General features: G+C 33.2%; 18 protein-coding genes. 4 read left to right on the forward strand and 14 right to left on the reverse strand.

Going from position 1 to position 16,916, the window contains the following annotated elements:
* Positions 1 to 289: 289 nt before the first annotated feature.
* From tnpA to ACTJIW_RS03730, 7 genes are all read right to left on the reverse strand, one after another.
* On the reverse strand, positions 290 to 751 hold the full coding sequence (gene tnpA / locus ACTJIW_RS03700; RefSeq protein ID WP_440715469.1) for an IS200/IS605 family transposase: 462 nt from the start codon (positions 749 to 751) through the stop codon (positions 290 to 292).
* 131 nt (positions 752 to 882) lie between these two features.
* The gene (locus ACTJIW_RS03705; protein WP_440715468.1) at positions 883 to 1,269 is read right to left on the reverse strand and encodes a hypothetical protein; all 387 of its coding nucleotides are present in this window, start codon (positions 1,267 to 1,269) and stop codon (positions 883 to 885) included.
* Between the two features lie 11 nt (positions 1,270 to 1,280).
* Positions 1,281 to 2,642 (reverse strand): DUF6138 family protein, encoded by a 1,362-nt coding sequence (locus ACTJIW_RS03710; protein ID WP_440715467.1) that lies wholly within the window; start codon positions 2,640 to 2,642, stop codon positions 1,281 to 1,283.
* A gap of 7 nt (positions 2,643 to 2,649) precedes the next feature.
* Entirely contained in the window at positions 2,650 to 3,327 is a 678-nt protein-coding gene (locus tag ACTJIW_RS03715) for an SMI1/KNR4 family protein (protein ID WP_440715466.1), read from the reverse strand.
* A gap of 2 nt (positions 3,328 to 3,329) precedes the next feature.
* The gene (locus ACTJIW_RS03720) at positions 3,330 to 4,040 is read right to left on the reverse strand and encodes an SMI1/KNR4 family protein (RefSeq protein WP_440715465.1); all 711 of its coding nucleotides are present in this window, start codon (positions 4,038 to 4,040) and stop codon (positions 3,330 to 3,332) included.
* A 25-nt stretch (positions 4,041 to 4,065) separates the two neighbouring features.
* The gene (locus ACTJIW_RS03725) at positions 4,066 to 4,662 is read right to left on the reverse strand and encodes an SMI1/KNR4 family protein (protein ID WP_440715464.1); all 597 of its coding nucleotides are present in this window, start codon (positions 4,660 to 4,662) and stop codon (positions 4,066 to 4,068) included.
* An 84-nt stretch (positions 4,663 to 4,746) separates the two neighbouring features.
* On the reverse strand, positions 4,747 to 5,067 hold the full coding sequence (locus ACTJIW_RS03730; RefSeq protein WP_440715463.1) for a winged helix-turn-helix transcriptional regulator: 321 nt from the start codon (positions 5,065 to 5,067) through the stop codon (positions 4,747 to 4,749).
* Positions 5,068 to 5,220: 153 nt separating this feature from the next.
* Between ACTJIW_RS03730 and ACTJIW_RS03735 the strand changes: the two genes are divergently transcribed.
* Positions 5,221 to 6,138, forward strand: a complete 918-nt coding sequence (locus ACTJIW_RS03735) for a DsbA family protein (RefSeq protein WP_440715462.1) — start codon at positions 5,221 to 5,223, stop codon at positions 6,136 to 6,138.
* A gap of 29 nt (positions 6,139 to 6,167) precedes the next feature.
* On the opposite strand, the gene ACTJIW_RS03740 is transcribed toward ACTJIW_RS03735, so the two are convergent.
* Both ACTJIW_RS03740 and ACTJIW_RS03745 read right to left on the reverse strand, forming a co-directional pair.
* Positions 6,168 to 6,875 carry an SMI1/KNR4 family protein gene (locus ACTJIW_RS03740; RefSeq protein WP_440715461.1) on the reverse strand — a complete coding sequence of 236 codons (708 nt, stop codon included), beginning with the start codon at positions 6,873 to 6,875 and terminating at the stop codon, positions 6,168 to 6,170.
* A 50-nt stretch (positions 6,876 to 6,925) separates the two neighbouring features.
* Positions 6,926 to 7,414 carry a CinA family protein gene (locus ACTJIW_RS03745; RefSeq protein ID WP_440715460.1) on the reverse strand — a complete coding sequence of 163 codons (489 nt, stop codon included), beginning with the start codon at positions 7,412 to 7,414 and terminating at the stop codon, positions 6,926 to 6,928.
* A gap of 251 nt (positions 7,415 to 7,665) precedes the next feature.
* Here ACTJIW_RS03745 and ACTJIW_RS03750 point away from each other — a divergent pair, with 251 nt between their 5' ends.
* The 3 genes from ACTJIW_RS03750 to ACTJIW_RS03760 are packed head-to-tail and all read left to right on the forward strand — an operon-like array spanning position 7,666 to position 8,835.
* A complete protein-coding gene (locus ACTJIW_RS03750) occupies positions 7,666 to 8,148 on the forward strand; it encodes a hypothetical protein (protein ID WP_121360802.1) in 483 nt (160 codons plus the stop codon).
* A 29-nt stretch (positions 8,149 to 8,177) separates the two neighbouring features.
* A complete protein-coding gene (locus ACTJIW_RS03755) occupies positions 8,178 to 8,597 on the forward strand; it encodes a hypothetical protein (RefSeq protein ID WP_440715459.1) in 420 nt (139 codons plus the stop codon).
* Between the two features lie 13 nt (positions 8,598 to 8,610).
* Complete coding sequence (locus tag ACTJIW_RS03760) at positions 8,611 to 8,835, forward strand: PrgI family protein (protein ID WP_440715458.1); 225 nt, start codon at positions 8,611 to 8,613, stop codon at positions 8,833 to 8,835.
* A gap of 145 nt (positions 8,836 to 8,980) precedes the next feature.
* Here ACTJIW_RS03760 and ACTJIW_RS03765 read toward each other — a convergent pair whose 3' ends face one another.
* The 5 genes from ACTJIW_RS03765 to ACTJIW_RS03785 all read right to left on the reverse strand — a co-directional run bounded on the left by ACTJIW_RS03765 (position 8,981) and on the right by ACTJIW_RS03785 (position 16,814).
* A complete protein-coding gene (locus ACTJIW_RS03765) occupies positions 8,981 to 9,361 on the reverse strand; it encodes an STAS/SEC14 domain-containing protein (protein ID WP_012026140.1) in 381 nt (126 codons plus the stop codon).
* A 202-nt stretch (positions 9,362 to 9,563) separates the two neighbouring features.
* A complete protein-coding gene (locus tag ACTJIW_RS03770) occupies positions 9,564 to 10,589 on the reverse strand; it encodes an NAD(P)-dependent alcohol dehydrogenase (RefSeq protein ID WP_440715457.1) in 1,026 nt (341 codons plus the stop codon).
* A 172-nt stretch (positions 10,590 to 10,761) separates the two neighbouring features.
* Positions 10,762 to 12,528 carry a RagB/SusD family nutrient uptake outer membrane protein gene (locus ACTJIW_RS03775; protein ID WP_012026142.1) on the reverse strand — a complete coding sequence of 589 codons (1,767 nt, stop codon included), beginning with the start codon at positions 12,526 to 12,528 and terminating at the stop codon, positions 10,762 to 10,764.
* A 3-nt stretch (positions 12,529 to 12,531) separates the two neighbouring features.
* The gene (locus tag ACTJIW_RS03780) at positions 12,532 to 15,816 is read right to left on the reverse strand and encodes a SusC/RagA family TonB-linked outer membrane protein (protein ID WP_073410725.1); all 3,285 of its coding nucleotides are present in this window, start codon (positions 15,814 to 15,816) and stop codon (positions 12,532 to 12,534) included.
* Between the two features lie 74 nt (positions 15,817 to 15,890).
* The gene (locus ACTJIW_RS03785) at positions 15,891 to 16,814 is read right to left on the reverse strand and encodes a FecR family protein (RefSeq protein ID WP_440715456.1); all 924 of its coding nucleotides are present in this window, start codon (positions 16,812 to 16,814) and stop codon (positions 15,891 to 15,893) included.
* Between the last annotated feature and the right edge of the window lie 102 nt (positions 16,815 to 16,916).

Below are 16,916 nucleotides of genomic sequence, written 5' to 3' on the forward strand. Positions count from 1 at the left end.
CTACCGACGAGATGTTCCTAACGGAACATTTTTTCGATACGCTTTTTCTATATATGATGTTCTTAACGGAACATTTGATCTACCGACGAGATGTTCCTAGCGGAACATTTTTCGATATGCTTTTTCTATATATGATGTTCTTAACGGAACATTTGATCTACCGACGAGATGTTCCTAGCGGAACATTTTTTAAAACAGATATATAACCTTATGTTCCGTTAGGAACATATCGTTGGTAACACCAATAACTCCTTAGGTTCATATCGTTCCGTAGGAACGTTTGAAATTACTAATCTGTAGGTTCTTTAAAAATATACTGCTCATCATATTCTACTTCAAATACCTTTAAAAACTTTTGATATTCTTCTAAAAACGTTTCTTTTTTATGGTGTTCTTCTTGATTTTGTATGTATCGAATCACACCGGGAACATGACTTTTGGAATAAGAAAAAGCACCATAACCTTCCTGCCACGCAAAATATGATGATAATTTTTGCTCTTTAATCCATTTGCTTGTTTCTGTTTTGATATTCTGAATAAGAGACGAAATAGATTGTGTGGGCCTCATGCCTATAAATATATGGATATGATCGGGCATACAGTTTATACACAACATTTTGTGTTGATTACTCTGAATTATTCCAGTTATATATTGATGTAATCTTTCCTTCCAATCTTTTGTGATTAATGCTTTTCTATATTTCACTGCAAAAACAAATTGAACATGCAGCTGTGTATATGTATTTGCCATAATAAACATTCTATTGATACTAATCAAACGTTCCTACGGAACGTAAAATAATCGCAAATTATTTTTTTTTCTACCGACGAGATGTTCCTAATGGAACATTTTTCGATATACTTTTTCTATATATGATGTTCCTAACGGAACATTTTTTTTCGAATTTCAACATTTTCATTTCCTTCATCATCTTCTTCCAAATACAACTTCCAATTTAAGGCTTTTGCAATTTCCAAAAAAGTTTTAATGTAAAGCGTTTGGTCAACTCCTTCTCTTTTAGAACAAACAATTGCTATCAAATTAATAAATGGAATTTCTTTTTCTTTTAGAGCGAAATTTCCATCTTTAGTTTCCACTAAAACTAAATCTACCCAAGGAAAACCATCAGCATTAGAAAAGTTCTGATTTCCATTCTGCTTAAAATATTTAGTCTGTAATATAATATCAACAACTGTTTTTGTGCTTTCTTTTTGAGAAAATGATAAGTCACTTTGAATATTATAGTAATTGTATATATCGCTCCACATTTTATTTTATTTTATTTATCTGCAATCTGCAATTTTTCAAATATCAATCTTTGCTCTTCATTTAATTCTTTTACAATTTTGGTAAAACCTTTACTTTGTCCAAAAGTGGTATACATAATACTTTGCCAGCAGTAATCTGCCATTTCCTCCGTATCGTTTCCACTGTCTGAATACTCTTTTATATCTTGATCTGTAAAATAATAAGCCGCAAAATTTTCTTTGCTGTCTAATAATAATTTCAAACTGTTTTCAGCAGAAAAATACGGAATAAAGGCTTTATTATGCGGATGCTCCTGCATTGACAACAATGCATTAATATATACACGAATTGACTTTTCGGTTACGCCGAATTTTTCTAAAAATACCGGAGTAAATTTTGCCTGAATCGACTGATGTTCTTCATCAACTGTTTGATAATAATTGATGAGTGTTTCAAAATATTTTTCGTCTTGCAATCCTAAAGCAAAAACAGCAAAAGTCGAAGGCATGGCACAATTTTCATCTTCGAGGTTATTGTACCATTCGTATTCTTTTTTCGAAAGATTAATGTATTCTAAAATGCTTTTATGAAGGTTTGAATATTTAACCGCTCCGGCAAACAGATAGTTCTGTCCGCATTTTGGAAGTCCTTTTACAGGAAGCAGTTCTTTGTTTTTTGATGAAAATGCTATTTCATAACTTTTTGGAAAATCTGATTCTAGAAGAGCATTCACAAAATTCAATGCTTTACCATAACTTTCTTCTGTTTCATTATTGAGTTTGATATTTATTGTAGCAAAAACATCATTAGCTTTAGCTGTAAAATCGCTGTCTTTATAATTTGTCAGTTCTTTTGGGAGTTTTCCTGTTCCAAATTTCTTAAGTTTTTCTACTTCATCAGAACCTAATTCAGTTACGATATCAAAATATTCATTTGCAGTAACCGAGGCATAACTTGGTCCGTATTTAATATGAGAAACCGCTAAATAACATAAAAAGCTTAAGAGTTCTTTTTGATCTTCTGTCAAGTCTGGCTGAGAATGTATTTCTTCTGTTTTAGGAATAAAAATCTTGTATTTGCCTTTTTTAACTCTTTCAAAAGTATTAAAAACCAGTTCTTCTGTTTGTTTTCCAAGCGAATAATAGTAACTATCAAATCCATTTAACTTTCTTAATTTTTCAAAAAAAGCAATATACTGGTCTTTTGAGAAAGCTCTGGTTGTGAAAAAATATTCAATAATTTTATCAAGAAGGAATTTTTCTCCCGTATCCAGCAGATAAGGATTTGGATAAGCTTTATCTACTTTAACCGTTCCGTTTTCTATAGCTTCAATGAATCTCTCCAAAAGCGATTCGTTTCCTTCAATTTTTACTAAATAATTTAATTCTCTCATTATAGTTTTATTCGTTTTCTTGTAATTTCTTTAAATCTGCTTCTATTCGTTTTTTTGAAAGCAGATACATTTTTAAATCAACTTGATTTTTCGTTTTATTTTCTTCCAGTTCTTTCAATTCAATACGCAGTTGTTTGTATTGAAGTTCTTTTTCTGAAAGCTCTTTTTCAGGATAAAGTATATCGAGTTTATCTTCGACATTGGTGGTTTTGCTCAAAACTTCTTCGAGGGTATTTCCTAAAAATACCCAGCAGTCGTCATCATATCCCAGATTTCCAGCCGGAACCAGAATTATCGGAAAACCATTATTTTCTCTAAGATCATAAGCGTAAAACTTTCCGCCGCCGTTAAATGCTATTGGCAGAAAAGCGGGCGCCCAAATAGGGAATCCGTAATTTATATACATCTGCCGAATTTCTTCTAAGGAGAAAAAACCAAATTCACGTTCGCCGTTTATAATGCCTCCGCCGTTTGAATATTGTAAAAGCTCAATATATTCTTTGGGAAGTTTAAGCTGATGCGGAATAGGAAAATATTTTGGATCTCTGCCGTTTGGATACAAACTGTCGATATCAGGAAAGTTTTCAAATTCTTCTTTTGAAAATGGTTTTGTAAAGAAATCGTCTGAAATCAATTCTGTTAAACCGGACTGTTTATCGAAAAAGCTAAATTTACTGAACCACATAATTATTCATTTTCTTCATCATCATCGTCGTCATAAGCTTCGTCGTCATCATACGAAAGGTAAGACCAATCGATGTCTATACAATCCAGAATTTCGTCAAAACGATTTTGATCGCTGGTTCCGATAAAAGCAGCAGTACAATTTTTATTTTGATCGAATGACAAACTAATTACATCATAAAAATTGTTTGTATACACTTTTTGATTGTCTCTGCTTATTTCGGGTGCAGGCTTCCAGTTTTCTTCCACAAATTTTACAATATCTGAATCTACTGGACCTAAATAATTTCCATTGTATTTCAGCCCTCCTAATGTTCCGTTATATACGCCCATAAACAGAAAGAAATTATCTGTAGTCTGGGTTTCAATTTCCCAATCTGATTGTTCGATGGTATCGTAACTTCCGTAAACCGGGGGATTATCCAGTTTTAAATCGTCTTTTTTAATTCCCCACATCGCCACAACCTGATTTTCTTCATAAATAACCAGAACATCATCTTCAGAGAATTCAATTTCTCCATTGGGTTTCATTAGTCGGTTATGTGCGTAATTAAGGTTTTCTTCTTTTCCTAATTCCAGATAATATTCTTTGAGTTTTTTCGGAAATGTAATTTCTAAATCTTTTTCGACTGCGAGGATTTCATCTTCAGAAAATCCGTAGTTTTCCTTTTCAGAAAGTCCGTAAAGGCGTTTTATTTTTTGTATGTAGTTCATTGTAAAGTCTTCTTTTTTTTAGAGATTAATATCTCCATTTTTTAACCGTTTTTTCGTCCAGCAGGTCTATAACAATTTCTTCTGTCCAATGGTCAATTTCTTTATCATCAGAAAAATCATTTTGGGCAAAAATTAAACAGCCTTTTAAATAGTCATCAACGGTATCAAAAAATTTAGTCAGGTAAGGTTTATCGTCGTGGTCGTAGTAATAGATTTCTTTTGTTTCGCTGTGAAAGCAAAACATATTTCCGTTACCCAAATAATCGCTGAAAGAAATTAAATATGGTAAAAGCAATTTATCTTCTTCGGTAAAATCCGGACCATATTGCGGTGCATCTGACCAAATATCTTTTATCCAGTCTACTTCTTCAAAGTCCTGAAGCTGTTCGCCAATATCAGCGATTCCGAATGTTTCGTAAAATAATTTTAAATTTTCTGGTAATGCAGTTCCTAATTTTGTTTCGAGTGCCAGAATTTCTTCTTTTGAAACAGGTTTCTTTAAATCGTCTCCAAAATTATCAGCAATGGCTTCGATAATTTTTTTTGTATTTATTTTCCAGTCCGAATCTCCAATTTTGTTAAACGGAATCAGAATATCTTCTTTTTTATGTATCTCAATCATGGTGCAGGCTTATATATTTTATCAACTGTGAAAATACATAATTCCTTGTAAGATTGCAATTACTTTATGATTGATAATACAATCTTAATTATTCTCAGAAAAAAATTCAAGCTGTTTAAATACGGGAATAAGCGATTTTCCTTTTTCAGATAATGTATATTCGATGTGAAGCGGTTTCAATTTGATAACGTTTTTATCTAAAAGTCCAAATTCTTCCAGCTCGCGCAGTGCGGTAGAAATAGATTGTTTGTTTGCGCCTTTAATGTCTCTCAAAAGTCCGTTAAAGCGTAACGGGCCGGCTTCAGCCAAAAGAAAAATCTGTGGTTTCCATTTACCTGATAATAATTTTAGAAGTCCCTGAGCCGGACATTCGTTCTTTTTTGGAGAGCTGTTTTCTGTAGTCATCTTTTTTAGACTAATTGACTGGTGATTAAATACGGACGAACTTTGCGTAAAAGTAAAAAACTAAGTGTAAATAAAACAGTTGTTATGAAAATACTGCCGCTGTTGTTAATCTTGATTTGCAGTACAAACTGCCAGTCGCAAACTAATTCGAAAATGAACGAAAACAAAACAAATCCGTTATTGTGTGATCCTGTAAATGGTATGTGCGAAATGCCGGCGGGTGAAAAATCAAACGAAAAAACGGTTATTAAAACAGAAAATAAACCTGTAAAAATAATTTATTATACAGATCCTATTTGTTCTTCATGCTGGGGAATTGAGCCTCAGCTTCGAAAATTAAAACTGGAATATGGTGATTATTTTGAAATTGATTACAGAATGGGCGGTTTACTGCCTGATTGGAGTTACAATAGCGGCGGAATCAGTAAATCATCTGATGTAGCGCATCATTGGGATGAAGCCAGCTTGCATTATGAAATGCCTATTGATGGCGATGTCTGGCTTGAAGATCCGCTGGATTCTTCTTATCCGTCTTGTATTGCCATGAAAGCAGCGCAGATGCAGGATAAACAAAAGGCGATACATTTTATGCGGATTCTGCGTGAGAAATTGTATCTCGAAAAGAAAAATATTGCGAAATGGGAAAATATTGCCGAAGCTGCTAAACTGGCAGATCTGGATACCGAAAAGCTGAAAAAAGATTTTGAAATTGATGCCGTAAAGCTTTTTAGAAATGATTTAAATATGGCGAAGAATCTGAATGTAAGAGGTTTTCCAACTTTTTATCTTTCTGACGGCAATAACAATCAATTAACGGTTTATGGCTCAAAACCTTATGCTTCTTATGAAAACGCCCTGCTTGTCCTAGTTCCTGATGCCAAAAAGAAAAAGTTTGAAAATAAAAATACTTTGTCTCTTTTTGAAGTTTACCCAACACTGGCTCCAAAAGAATATGCAGTTATTCAGGATATATCGATTAAAGATGCCGAAATCATTCTCGAAGAATTGTTACGAAAAGGAAAACTGGATAAAAAAACCATTAAAAATGGTTCGCTGTACAGTATAAAATAGTTTTAAAAACAAAAACCGTAAATAGATGTTTACGGCTTTTGTTTTATTTGATCATTAATCAATTTGACAATTTTATCTGCTTCTGTTTTAAATTGTTTTTGATATTTTACCCTTACAGCGCTTTTACCAATGTTGTCAAAATAGACCCAGCCTCCAATTTCCTGGATGATATATTTGGGCTGTGTTTGTAAATTATATGATTTATCAACAGGAATTTGATCCAGAAAGATTTGATGAACAGTATCAAATAATATTTTATCTAAAGAACCGTTTTTTATAAAACTAATATATTCCTGTTCAAAATTATAAGATGGGTCAAAATACAAATCATTTCCCAGCTTATACTTTTCGGCATAATAGTTTATTACATTTTCTAAGTTTTCAAAATAAATTACTTCGTCAGAATGCCGGGGAAGCAAAACAATAGGATTTTCATTATTGTCAATTACTGTAATTACATCACCGTCTATAGTTGCTGCAATGGTAAGTGAATTGAGTATAAGCTGTTCTTCTTTTTCCGTTAAAGTCCAAAAATCCATATAATCGCTAAAATTCGATTTAATGAAATCTTTGTCTGGCTGCTGCATCATTACTAATTCATTTAGAGAACCTAAACCATAAAGCATCAAAAACTCTTTATAATCTGCAGGTAGAGAAAAAGATATTTGATTATCAATTTCTTCAATTTCTGGTTTCGATAATGGATTTGGTTCACCTATAATGTAAAGATTCTTCATGAATATTTTTTAAAGTGTGCTTATACAGATTTACAAATCTATACATTATCTTACATTTTGGGTGCATTAATTCCTTCCAAAATCAATTCAGCTGCTACATCAATTGCCTGATTAATTATACTTTCGGGATTCCCTGTAAATTCAAAACGACGCGCCGTTTCTTTATCCGAAAAAATAATATGTATGAAAATAGTCCCAACGGGCTTTTCTTCGTTTTCGCTTCCGCCTGGAGTAGTAAGTCCGGTTAAGGCAACGCAGATATCTGAATTCATGTAACGATAAAAATTCTGCGCCATAAGTTTGGTCACTTCTTCAGATTCTGCACTGTATTTTTCGATTGTTCCCCACGGAATATGAAGCATATCTTCTTTCATTGATGAATGATAACAAACCATTCCTCCTATTAATATTCGTCCGGAATTAAAAACTGTCGAGAATTCATAACTCATTTTTCCTGCCGATGCGCTTTCTACAAATGTTATGGTAAGATTTTTTTCAATCAGAGCTTGGCAGCAGGCGGTTACTTTATCAGAAGCCATTTTCTATTTTGTTTTAGTTAAACAATTTTACTAATCAAATTTAAAATGGATTGCAGAAATGAAACTTACATAATTTCTTACAGTTATTATATTATAAGTAACTGTTAATTATGCAGCTATAATGTATTTTCCTGTAAGATACTCAGACGACTCTCTTGCTAATTTTGTAAAAACACAGTATTAGTTACTGAAAACTACTTTGCTGAAACTACAGCAGAGACAGAAAAAATAATAACTAAAATAATGATGTTATGGAAAAGCAAAGCAACTTTGAATATGGTCAGACGGATCCTGACTATATCGATCAAAATACACTTATTGATGGTACTTACTATAATGATGATCAATATAGTAAGGAGTTAACAAAAGAAACTCCACAGGAATTTGGAGAAAGCGATCCCGATATAATTGAACAAAATACTCTTGTTGATAATGATAATTATGCAAGAGATGAGGACCAATACCAATATCAGGAAGAATTTATTGAAGATTTAAATCATCCTGAACAGGATTTTGAAAAGAATACCAATATAAGAGCTGAAAATATCCCGAATGAGGAACGAATTGTAAATGAAGATGATCTCATTACTAACGACGGTAATCGTGATGATTTTGATAATGATTCGGAACCAGCCTATGATAATGATGTTGAAAAAGACAGTGATCTTGACGATGATGAGGAACTTGATGATTTTGATGCTGAGCATTATCCTGAAAATCATCCTAGAGAGTAGAATAAAAATTAGTTTAAAAATATGGTTTTATGACTTTCGCAGCTCAAATTGTCTGGTTATTTGTTCTGGCTGTTCCTATAGCCTGTATAAGCTGGACGGTAACACATGAAGAAATTTTTAGAGAACCTCATGAATGGTGTGTTAAACGTTCTAAAAATGACCGATATATTTTGTCAAGAAAGTTTTTCTATCTGCTTACCTGCGAATACTGCTTCAGCCATTATGTTACAATTGCGTTTTTAATTCTCTGCAATTATAAACTTTTGTTAAACGACTGGAGAGGATATATTTTGGCCGGATTTTCGCTGGTGTTTATAGCAAATGTTTATATGAGTTTTTTTGCATTGCTGCGTCAGGCCATAAAAAAAGAAAAAGTTGAAATTGAAAAAATTGAAACTGAAACCGATAACGAAAAAAATGTCACACAAAATAAAAATACGTTTAATTAAATAAAGAAAAATCATGGAAAATTTACAGTTTATTGACCCATTATTGCACGGAATAAAACCTATTGAAAACAATACAAAAAACCTTTCTGTTAAACAGCTGGCGTGCGCCGGTATTGGTTCTCTTTTAGTTGGAGCCGCTTTAAAGAAAACAGGACATAATAAAGCTGCAGCACTTGTTGGAAGTTTTGCTCTGCCATTATTATCTGCAGCAGTTTATAAAAAAATAGCAAATAAATAAAAGGGAAAAACGTTTGCTGATTGCGAAAATGCCCGTTAAGGTTTAAAACCTAACGGGCATTTTCTATTAATGTCATGTTTATATCTTGCTGGGTAATTTTTACGCACTTTGGTTATTTGAAAACCAAAAATGGCAGTATCTGATTTTAATTTGCCGGAAGATTAATGTTTCCTTCAACCCAGTTTAGAGCTTTATTAAATGCTTCTTTTTTAAAGCCGTGAAACTCTCCGGGAACCACATAACTAAATCCGTTTGTAAAAGAGATAATATCTTCAGAATCGGTTACGATTGCAGCTCTGTTCCATTTTCCCAAATGTTTCAATCCTAAAAGAGCGTCCTGAAGCCATGCTCCTGCTGTAAAATTTTTAATATCGGTATCTAAAACTAATAAAAAGTTAATTTCATTGGTTTGTTTTACCAAATGTTCTACTGCTGGTACAACTGCTGTTAAAAAATCGTCTTTTGTTACTTCTGCCAATGCTCTAAAAGCAACAATATTATCGGTAGTGTCAATTTGATGTATCATGATTTTTATTCATTTTGAGTTATTTTTATACAATTTCTGCCGAGACATCGCCAACAATAATTAGTCTGTCTGACAGATCAAATTTAAATATAGATCAACAGATATATCTTACATTTTTATTATCTGTTTATTACACAATAACTATGTTTTTTTTTAATTTTTAGCAGAAGAAACAAAAACAATTTTAAACCCTATTTTTTAGTTATGGAACTAATACTGCTCTTCCTTTTATTTGCCCTTTTCTTAATTTATCATACACTTCAACAGCTTCGTCTAATTTGAATTTTTGAATTTCAATTTTTATTTTTTTCTGAAGTGCAAGTCCTATCACTTCCATTAATTCGGTTCTGGAACCCCAATACGGATTGGTCATGCTTACTCCAAAGGGCAGTACATTCATATTGTATTCGTATTTTCCTCCTCCAAGACCTACAATGGTTAAATCTCCGTCTAAACCAACAATTTTAGTTCCTAAATCTATTGTTGATGAAGCTCCAACAAAATCTATTACCACTTTTGCTTTTTTGATTCCGGTAATGTTTCGTATTTGTTCTGCTGCATCTTTATCCATAGAGTTAACGACATGAGCAGCTCCTAATTTTTTGGCAAAATCTAATCTTTCCTGAGTAATGTCGCAGGCAATAATTGCAGAAGAGCACATTTCTGATAAAATTTGAAGTGCAACATGCCCTAAACCTCCTACTCCTATTACTACAACATATTCATCAGGCATTAATTTTGGCAGTGAACGTTTTATGGCAGAATATGGTGTTAAAGCGGCATCTGTTAAAGGGGCTGCAACTACGGGATCTAAATCATGAATTGGTACTAATAATCGTGAAGACGGCACAAGCATATACTCTGCCATACCTCCGTTTAAACCTAATCCGCCTCCGTAAGCCATTTCAGATTGGTGGTCACAATAATTTTCATTAGAATGCTGACACGGTTTACAATGTCCACATCCCCAGGGACCGTATACTAAAACGGCGTCACCTTTTTTAAAACCTTTTACATCTTCTCCTATTTCTTCAATCCATCCTGCATTTTCGTGTCCTAAAGTAAATGTTACTCCCGAGACTATTCCTTCATCAATAATATGAAGATCTGAATGGCATACTCCTGCTCCTCCTATTTTTAAAAGTACCTCATCTCCTTTTGGCGATGGTTTTTCAAGATCATTTACAATTCTAACGTCGTTTGTTCCAAAAAATCGTACTGCTTTCATGAGAATTTATTTATAAATTATACTAGTAAATTTACTAAAATAAAAAGCGCGATATGTTGTCATTAAGGCATTTTATAAATTTATTAACTCAAACCGAAAACAAAAGAAAAAGCCTGTTTCTTCCGAAAACAGGCTTTTTACAAAAAAATAAAAAATAAACTAACACAAAATCTTAATTGTACCCTTGGTTCTGTTGAAACACTTTTTGGTCGATAACCGTTTGAGGGATTGGAAATATTCTTCTAAATGGCTGTGAAGCAGCTTTTGCAGTTCCTGCTAAATCGTATTTTCCAAAACGAATGCTCTGTGGTCTTCTTTGCAATTCCCAATATAATTCGAAACCTAATTCTTTGTATAATTGCTGTGAATCTAAAGATGTAAGGGCTTTTCCTGCAGCGTTACCAAATAAAGATTCTCTTTTTCTGCTTGTACGCAGTTTGTTTAAATCATCCATTGCAGAACCTGTGTTTCCTTTTCTAAAATAAGCTTCGGCTCTCATTGCGTAAATTCCTCCTAAACGGAATAATGGAATATCAACATTACTGTTTCCGTTTCCTCCTTCAGGGTCGAATTCATATTTAAAAACACGAGCTCCCTGATTAATTTCATTTTGAGCAAAAACAGATTTAGTTGGATCTGAGAATGTTAATGATGGTGTAAAATTCATTCTTGTACCTGTGCTTTTTTCCATATACAATGGAGAAACTTTAATACGGTTTCCTACCATTTCAAGAGAACCAGAAGCTAATAATATCGGTCCGTATTGAAGTCCAGCCTGAATTCCTCTGTTGAAGTGGAACCAAGGTAAATTAGCACTTTTTGGAACAATGTCTGTTGCCGGAACACTTACATCTGTACCGTCATTCATAAACCATGTACCATCAGCATATTGATAATGCTGTTCAAATCTTGGATCGTCATGATTGCCATCCCATGTTGCATAAAACTCTGGAGTTGTACAAGCTGCATTTGTTCCTCTGTTTGCTGCAGATGTTCTTTGGTTACGTTCCATACATACATAAGCAAAGCTGTTAGAACCATTACGGATGTAATCTATCTTTTGAGAAATCGCAAAAATAAGTTCTTTACCATTGTCATTATCTCTGGCAAAGTTTTTAAAATAATCGCTTTCTAAACTAAATTTTCCTGAATCGATCAACAATGATGTGTAGTAAATAACACGATCCATATCTGTTCCTCCGCCTGATAATGCCGGTTCATTAAAATTAAAATTTGATGATGCATTGTAACGGTCTTTAAACACCGCACGGTTTAAGTACATTGTAGCTAAGAAACCATAAGCTGCCTGTTTTGTAAATCTTCCGTGGTAAGTTCTCTGCGTTCCAATATCAGCTAAATCTGGAATTAAAGCCTCAACATCTGTAATTAATTTATCGATTTGAGTATCTGCTTTTAAAATTTGCAAATCAGCTTTAGGATCCATTGGATCTTTGTATGGAGCCTGTCCATATAAATCCAAAGTGGTATATGTGTAAAAAGCCAAAAGTGCTTTTGCTTCTGCAGAAAATAATTTCTTTTCAGTAATTGAACTTTTTTCAGCCGATTCTATAGCTGTTATACAACGTGTAATACCATTTGTTAATAAATCCCAGTTCCCTACAATAATTGCATTACTAGAGCTCCATGTAAATTCGTGCATGTCTCTCCATTTTCCACCGTCTCCCCAGTCACTTCCGCGAGTTGGTAAAATAGCTTCATCTGTAGTATATTCCTGCATGGCAAAAATGGCTCCGTGATCAACGAAAGTTCCGTCACCTAATCTGTCATAAGCGGCAGCAAGTGAACCTGCTGGGTCTGAAACTGTATTTCCAGGAATTTCATCTAAAAAGACTTCATCCAGATCAGTACAGCTGTTTAGAAGAAAAATAAAAGAGAATAATGTTAAAACTTTTATGCTTAAAAATGTCTTTGTCTTCATAATTTATAATTTTAAAGTTGCTCCAAAACTGAACGTTCTCGAAGTTGGATAAGCTGCGTAATCAATTCCAATAGATTGGTTACCATCGGTCGCTTTAGGAGTGTTTACTAACGGATCAAATCCTGTATAATTTGTAATTGTAATTAGGTTATTCCCTGTTACATAAAGTGTTAAGCCATTTATCCAGTTCAATCCTTTTAAATCAAAATTGTAACCTATACGTGCCGCATTTAATCTTATAAAATCTGACTTTTCTAAGAAAAGCGTAGACAAAATTGGTGAGTTTGCCGGGTTTGCCCCTGACTCATAATATCCTGTTGCCACGTTACGATCTGATGCTAAGTTGTTAATATTTAAAGCATTCAATCCTGTGTTGTTCAACAAATAACCTCCTGTTTGTCCAATTATAGAAAATGAGAACGTAAAGTTTTTGTATCTCATATCACTGTTGAAACCGTAATAAAAAGTTGGTAAAGCTCCTTCAATAATAATCCTGTCGCTGTTATCAATTTTACCGTCTCCATTTTGGTCTTTAAATACGTTTGCACCATTTTGATCAAAACCAGTGTGCTCTAACAAATAGAATGAACCTGCTGCATAACCGCTTTTATAAATGTTAGCATTAACACCTGATTGTCCAGGACCAGAGATAGCACCTGTTAAGATTTCTGAAAGCGGCAGGTTTTCGATTTTGTTGTTTAATGTTGATCCATTCACATCAACATTCCAGCTGAAATCTTTTTTATCGATGATTTTAGAACCCAGCATAATCTCAATACCTTTATTAACGATTTTACCGTCAATATTTGTCCAGATAAATTTTGTCTGGCTCAAAGGAGTCGAAGGTATATACAAAATAGCATCTGTAGTTGTTTTATTAAAATAGTCTACAGTTCCATAAAATTTATCATTCCATAAATTAAAATCAAGACCTAAATTGTATTGTGTAACAACTTCCCATTTTAAATCTGGATTTGCTGTTCTCGAAACAGAAACACCATTTACAAGATTTAAATCATCATATAAATAATATCCGTCCGGGCCAGCCAAAGAGTAACTTGCCTTAGTTTGTTTATTTGGTACTTCTTGATTTCCTGTTTGTCCCCAGCTTGCTCTAAGTTTTAGGTTATTGATTGTTTGAGAATCTTTTAGGAAATTTTCATTAGAAATATTCCATCCCAAAGCAAATGAAGGGAAATAACCGTATTTGTTATTATCTCCAAAACGTGTAGAACCATCAGCTCTCATAGAAGCTGTCAATAAGTATTTATTATCAAAACTGTAATTTAATCTTCCAAAATAAGATTGCAATTCGTTTTCCTGAGCATAACCTGTTGTACCAGACTGCGTTCCTGCAAAACCTGGGTTAATAGATGGTTTTACACCAACTCCCTGCGCAGAAATTCCGTCGATACTGAAACTTGTTCCTGATCTTTCAAATTTTTGATAAGAGAATCCGCCAAGAACTTCAAATTTATGTTTGTCTAATGCTTTACTATAAGTTAGATAATGTTCAATCAATGAATTTTTTGAATCAAGATTGTTCTGAACATATTTACCTTTTGGATTTAAATCGGTAAGGTTTGGATAAATTGTAGTATTTCTTTCTGATGTAGAGCGGTCAATACCAAGATTTAATTTATATTCTAATCCGTCGACAATTCTAAAAGAAGTCTCTAAGTTTCCAAGAACTCTTAAAGTACGCGTTTGATCTTCAAAAATACTTAATAAATAAGCCGGATTGTAATGCGCATTCATGTTAAAGTTCGTGTAATTTCCATTGGCATCAAATACAGAACGAGTTGGATTTGCCATTAAAGTATGAACGATTAATTGTCCGTTAGAACCTCCGTCGTCACTTGTAGGAACTCCGTCGTCTGTAGTCTGGCTGGCAGTAAGATTCATTTTTAGTTTCAAACGTTTGTTATCCAAAAATGATTCAGCAGCGTTAATTCTACCTGAAATACGTTTGAAATTACTGTTACGGATAATTCCTTCCTGATCCATTTGTGCCATAGAAGCATAATAGTTTCCGCTTTCAGTTTGTTTAGCAAATGATAAAGAATTATTTGTTGTAATTGCCGATCTAAAAATTACATCCTGCCAGTCTGTGTTGCCTCCGTGGTCAAAAGCAGGATCTTTAATTGCATTTCTATATTCACCAGCGTTTAAAACATCTAATTTGTGGGCTACAGTAGAAACTCCCATATAAGAGTCAACAGTAAGTGTTCCTTCTCCTTTAGATCCTTTTTTAGTCGTAACCAAAACAACTCCATTAGATCCTCTCGCACCATAAATAGCTGTTGCAGAAGCATCTTTAAGAACTGTAATCGATTCGATATCGCTTGTATTTAAAAAGTTTAATGGATTTTTTGCAGTTGAACTTCCAAATCCAACATTTGTTCCTGACGGGCTCACATCATCATTAGTCAAAGGCATTCCGTCTACAACAAATAAAGGCGTACTCCCGCTTCTAATCGATCCAACACCTCTAATAGTTACGTTTACTCCTGCTCCCGGCTCACCGCTTGTATTTACTACACGCACACCGGCAACTTTTCCTTGTATTAAATTATCTACAGAAACGTTTACACCTTGTTTAAAATTTGCTGCTTCTAATTGTGTAACTGCTCCGGTAACATCTTTTTTAGATTGTTTTCCGTAACCTACAACTAAAACTTCATTTAATTCTGCAGTGCTTGGCTCTAACTGAATAGTCATAAAAGATGCCTGTGCAGGAAGTGATTTTGTTTTATATCCTACATACGAAACTTCAATAGTTTTTCCATCTCCTACAGAAAGTTCAAAAACCCCGTCAAAATCAGTAACTGTTGAGTTTGAAGTACCAGTTTCAATTACCGTTGCTCCAGGAATTGGCACTTTATTTTCGTCAACAATTTTTCCTTTTACTCTAATTTTATCTGCTGCTTTGGTATTTACCGCTTTTTGGGCAGCCGTTTTTTGAATTAAAACTAATTTTCCATTAATGTTGTAATTGAAATTAGCTTTTTTAGAAAGATCACTCAAAATTGAGGTAACTGATTCTCCTGTAAAATTTACAGTATACGTTGTATTATCAGCAATTACAGCTTGTCCGTAGCTGAATTTATAATCTGTCTGCTGGCTTAGTTTTGAAAAAATAGAAACAAGAGTTGCTTTTTCTATTTTATTTTCTATTTTTGATTTTTTTAAAGAAATAGTTTTACTAAAACCACTCTCAATGGTTAGTAACGCTAATACTAAAAAGATAAAACTCTTTAGATTTAAATAAGAAGGTTTAAAATACATGATTTAAGTTATTGGTTTTTTTACGATACTTAATTATTAATGGCAGTTGTTCTCAGCAGCTGCTTTTTTTGTTTTTAATCCACTTTTACTGTTTCGCCATAAACTTTGAATTTTAGGTTGGTGATATAATTTATTTGTTCTAAAACATTCTCTAATGCTGCGTCTTTTTTAATGAATACCGTTAACGGCGTTGCTAATACCTGCTCATTACTATATTGAAATGAAACTCCGTATTTATATTGTAAAATAGTAATAACTTGTTTTAGCGTAGTCTGGTTCAGTGTTACATCGGTATTGTACCAATTGACCAAAAATGATTTATCTGCCAGTTGTTTGGTTAGTTTTTGAGATTCAAATAAAGCTTCTTCATTTGGCACTAAATCAACGCTGTGACCTTTTGAACTAACATTTACTTTTCCGGTAACGACAATTACTTCACATTTTGATTTTGACATTTGAATGTGAAATGAAGTTCCTACAACTCTCGTTTTTATTTCACCTGAAGTAATGATAAAAGGGTGTTTTTTGTCTTTAGTTACTTCAAAAAAGGCATTTCCTTTTAAAAGAGTAACTTTTCTTTCCTCTCCTTTAAAATTTTCAGGATACTGAAATGATGAGTTTGCTGCCAGATAAATTTTCGAGCCGTCACTTAATTTGATAGATTTGGGGGTATCTGACGTTTTAAATGCTAATTGCTTTTCGGCTGCAATTGTGGGTTTATAGAAAAATCCTAAACCTGCTAGAAAAAGAATACTGGCAGCTGCCATATATTTTATATAAGGACTGATGGTTTTCTTCTTTGTAATTCGAAGCTGAATTCCATCGTATATATTTTTAGAAACTTCATCAGAATTTCCCATTAAAGCTTCATTCCATTTTACATTTTGGTATTCGCTTAAAGCAAAATTGGTAAGCAGGTTTTCTTCTGCTTGTGAAGTTTTATTTCTTGAACTTTTATCAATTAAATATTCTAAACTATGTTTGATTCTTTTTATCATACTACTTTGTGTAATTTTTTCAACACATAGAAAAACTATGTTTCAATGTGTTTAAAAAACCAATTCAATTAAAAAGGTTTGTTATTACAAGTAAGTACCAGA

It is taken from the genome of Flavobacterium sp. 22659, assembly GCF_052044235.1.
GTDB lineage: Bacteria > Bacteroidota > Bacteroidia > Flavobacteriales > Flavobacteriaceae > Flavobacterium > Flavobacterium johnsoniae.

What these genes read in the sequence shown, in the direction of transcription:
- tnpA (WP_440715469.1), bottom strand. Translation starts at nt 751, where the DNA reads ATGGCAAATACATATACACAGCTGCATGTTCAATTTGTTTTTGCAGTG.
- ACTJIW_RS03705 (WP_440715468.1), bottom strand. Translation starts at nt 1,269, where the DNA reads ATGTGGAGCGATATATACAATTACTATAATATTCAAAGTGACTTATCA.
- ACTJIW_RS03710 (WP_440715467.1), bottom strand. Translation starts at nt 2,642, where the DNA reads ATGAGAGAATTAAATTATTTAGTAAAAATTGAAGGAAACGAATCGCTT.
- ACTJIW_RS03715 (WP_440715466.1), bottom strand. Translation starts at nt 3,327, where the DNA reads ATGTGGTTCAGTAAATTTAGCTTTTTCGATAAACAGTCCGGTTTAACA.
- ACTJIW_RS03720 (WP_440715465.1), bottom strand. Translation starts at nt 4,040, where the DNA reads ATGAACTACATACAAAAAATAAAACGCCTTTACGGACTTTCTGAAAAG.
- ACTJIW_RS03725 (WP_440715464.1), bottom strand. Translation starts at nt 4,662, where the DNA reads ATGATTGAGATACATAAAAAAGAAGATATTCTGATTCCGTTTAACAAA.
- ACTJIW_RS03730 (WP_440715463.1), bottom strand. Translation starts at nt 5,067, where the DNA reads ATGACTACAGAAAACAGCTCTCCAAAAAAGAACGAATGTCCGGCTCAG.
- ACTJIW_RS03735 (WP_440715462.1), top strand. Translation starts at nt 5,221, where the DNA reads ATGAACGAAAACAAAACAAATCCGTTATTGTGTGATCCTGTAAATGGT.
- ACTJIW_RS03740 (WP_440715461.1), bottom strand. Translation starts at nt 6,875, where the DNA reads ATGAAGAATCTTTACATTATAGGTGAACCAAATCCATTATCGAAACCA.
- ACTJIW_RS03745 (WP_440715460.1), bottom strand. Translation starts at nt 7,414, where the DNA reads ATGGCTTCTGATAAAGTAACCGCCTGCTGCCAAGCTCTGATTGAAAAA.
- ACTJIW_RS03750 (WP_121360802.1), top strand. Translation starts at nt 7,666, where the DNA reads ATGGAAAAGCAAAGCAACTTTGAATATGGTCAGACGGATCCTGACTAT.
- ACTJIW_RS03755 (WP_440715459.1), top strand. Translation starts at nt 8,178, where the DNA reads ATGACTTTCGCAGCTCAAATTGTCTGGTTATTTGTTCTGGCTGTTCCT.
- ACTJIW_RS03760 (WP_440715458.1), top strand. Translation starts at nt 8,611, where the DNA reads ATGGAAAATTTACAGTTTATTGACCCATTATTGCACGGAATAAAACCT.
- ACTJIW_RS03765 (WP_012026140.1), bottom strand. Translation starts at nt 9,361, where the DNA reads ATGATACATCAAATTGACACTACCGATAATATTGTTGCTTTTAGAGCA.
- ACTJIW_RS03770 (WP_440715457.1), bottom strand. Translation starts at nt 10,589, where the DNA reads ATGAAAGCAGTACGATTTTTTGGAACAAACGACGTTAGAATTGTAAAT.
- ACTJIW_RS03775 (WP_012026142.1), bottom strand. Translation starts at nt 12,528, where the DNA reads ATGAAGACAAAGACATTTTTAAGCATAAAAGTTTTAACATTATTCTCT.
- ACTJIW_RS03780 (WP_073410725.1), bottom strand. Translation starts at nt 15,816, where the DNA reads ATGTATTTTAAACCTTCTTATTTAAATCTAAAGAGTTTTATCTTTTTA.
- ACTJIW_RS03785 (WP_440715456.1), bottom strand. Translation starts at nt 16,814, where the DNA reads ATGATAAAAAGAATCAAACATAGTTTAGAATATTTAATTGATAAAAGT.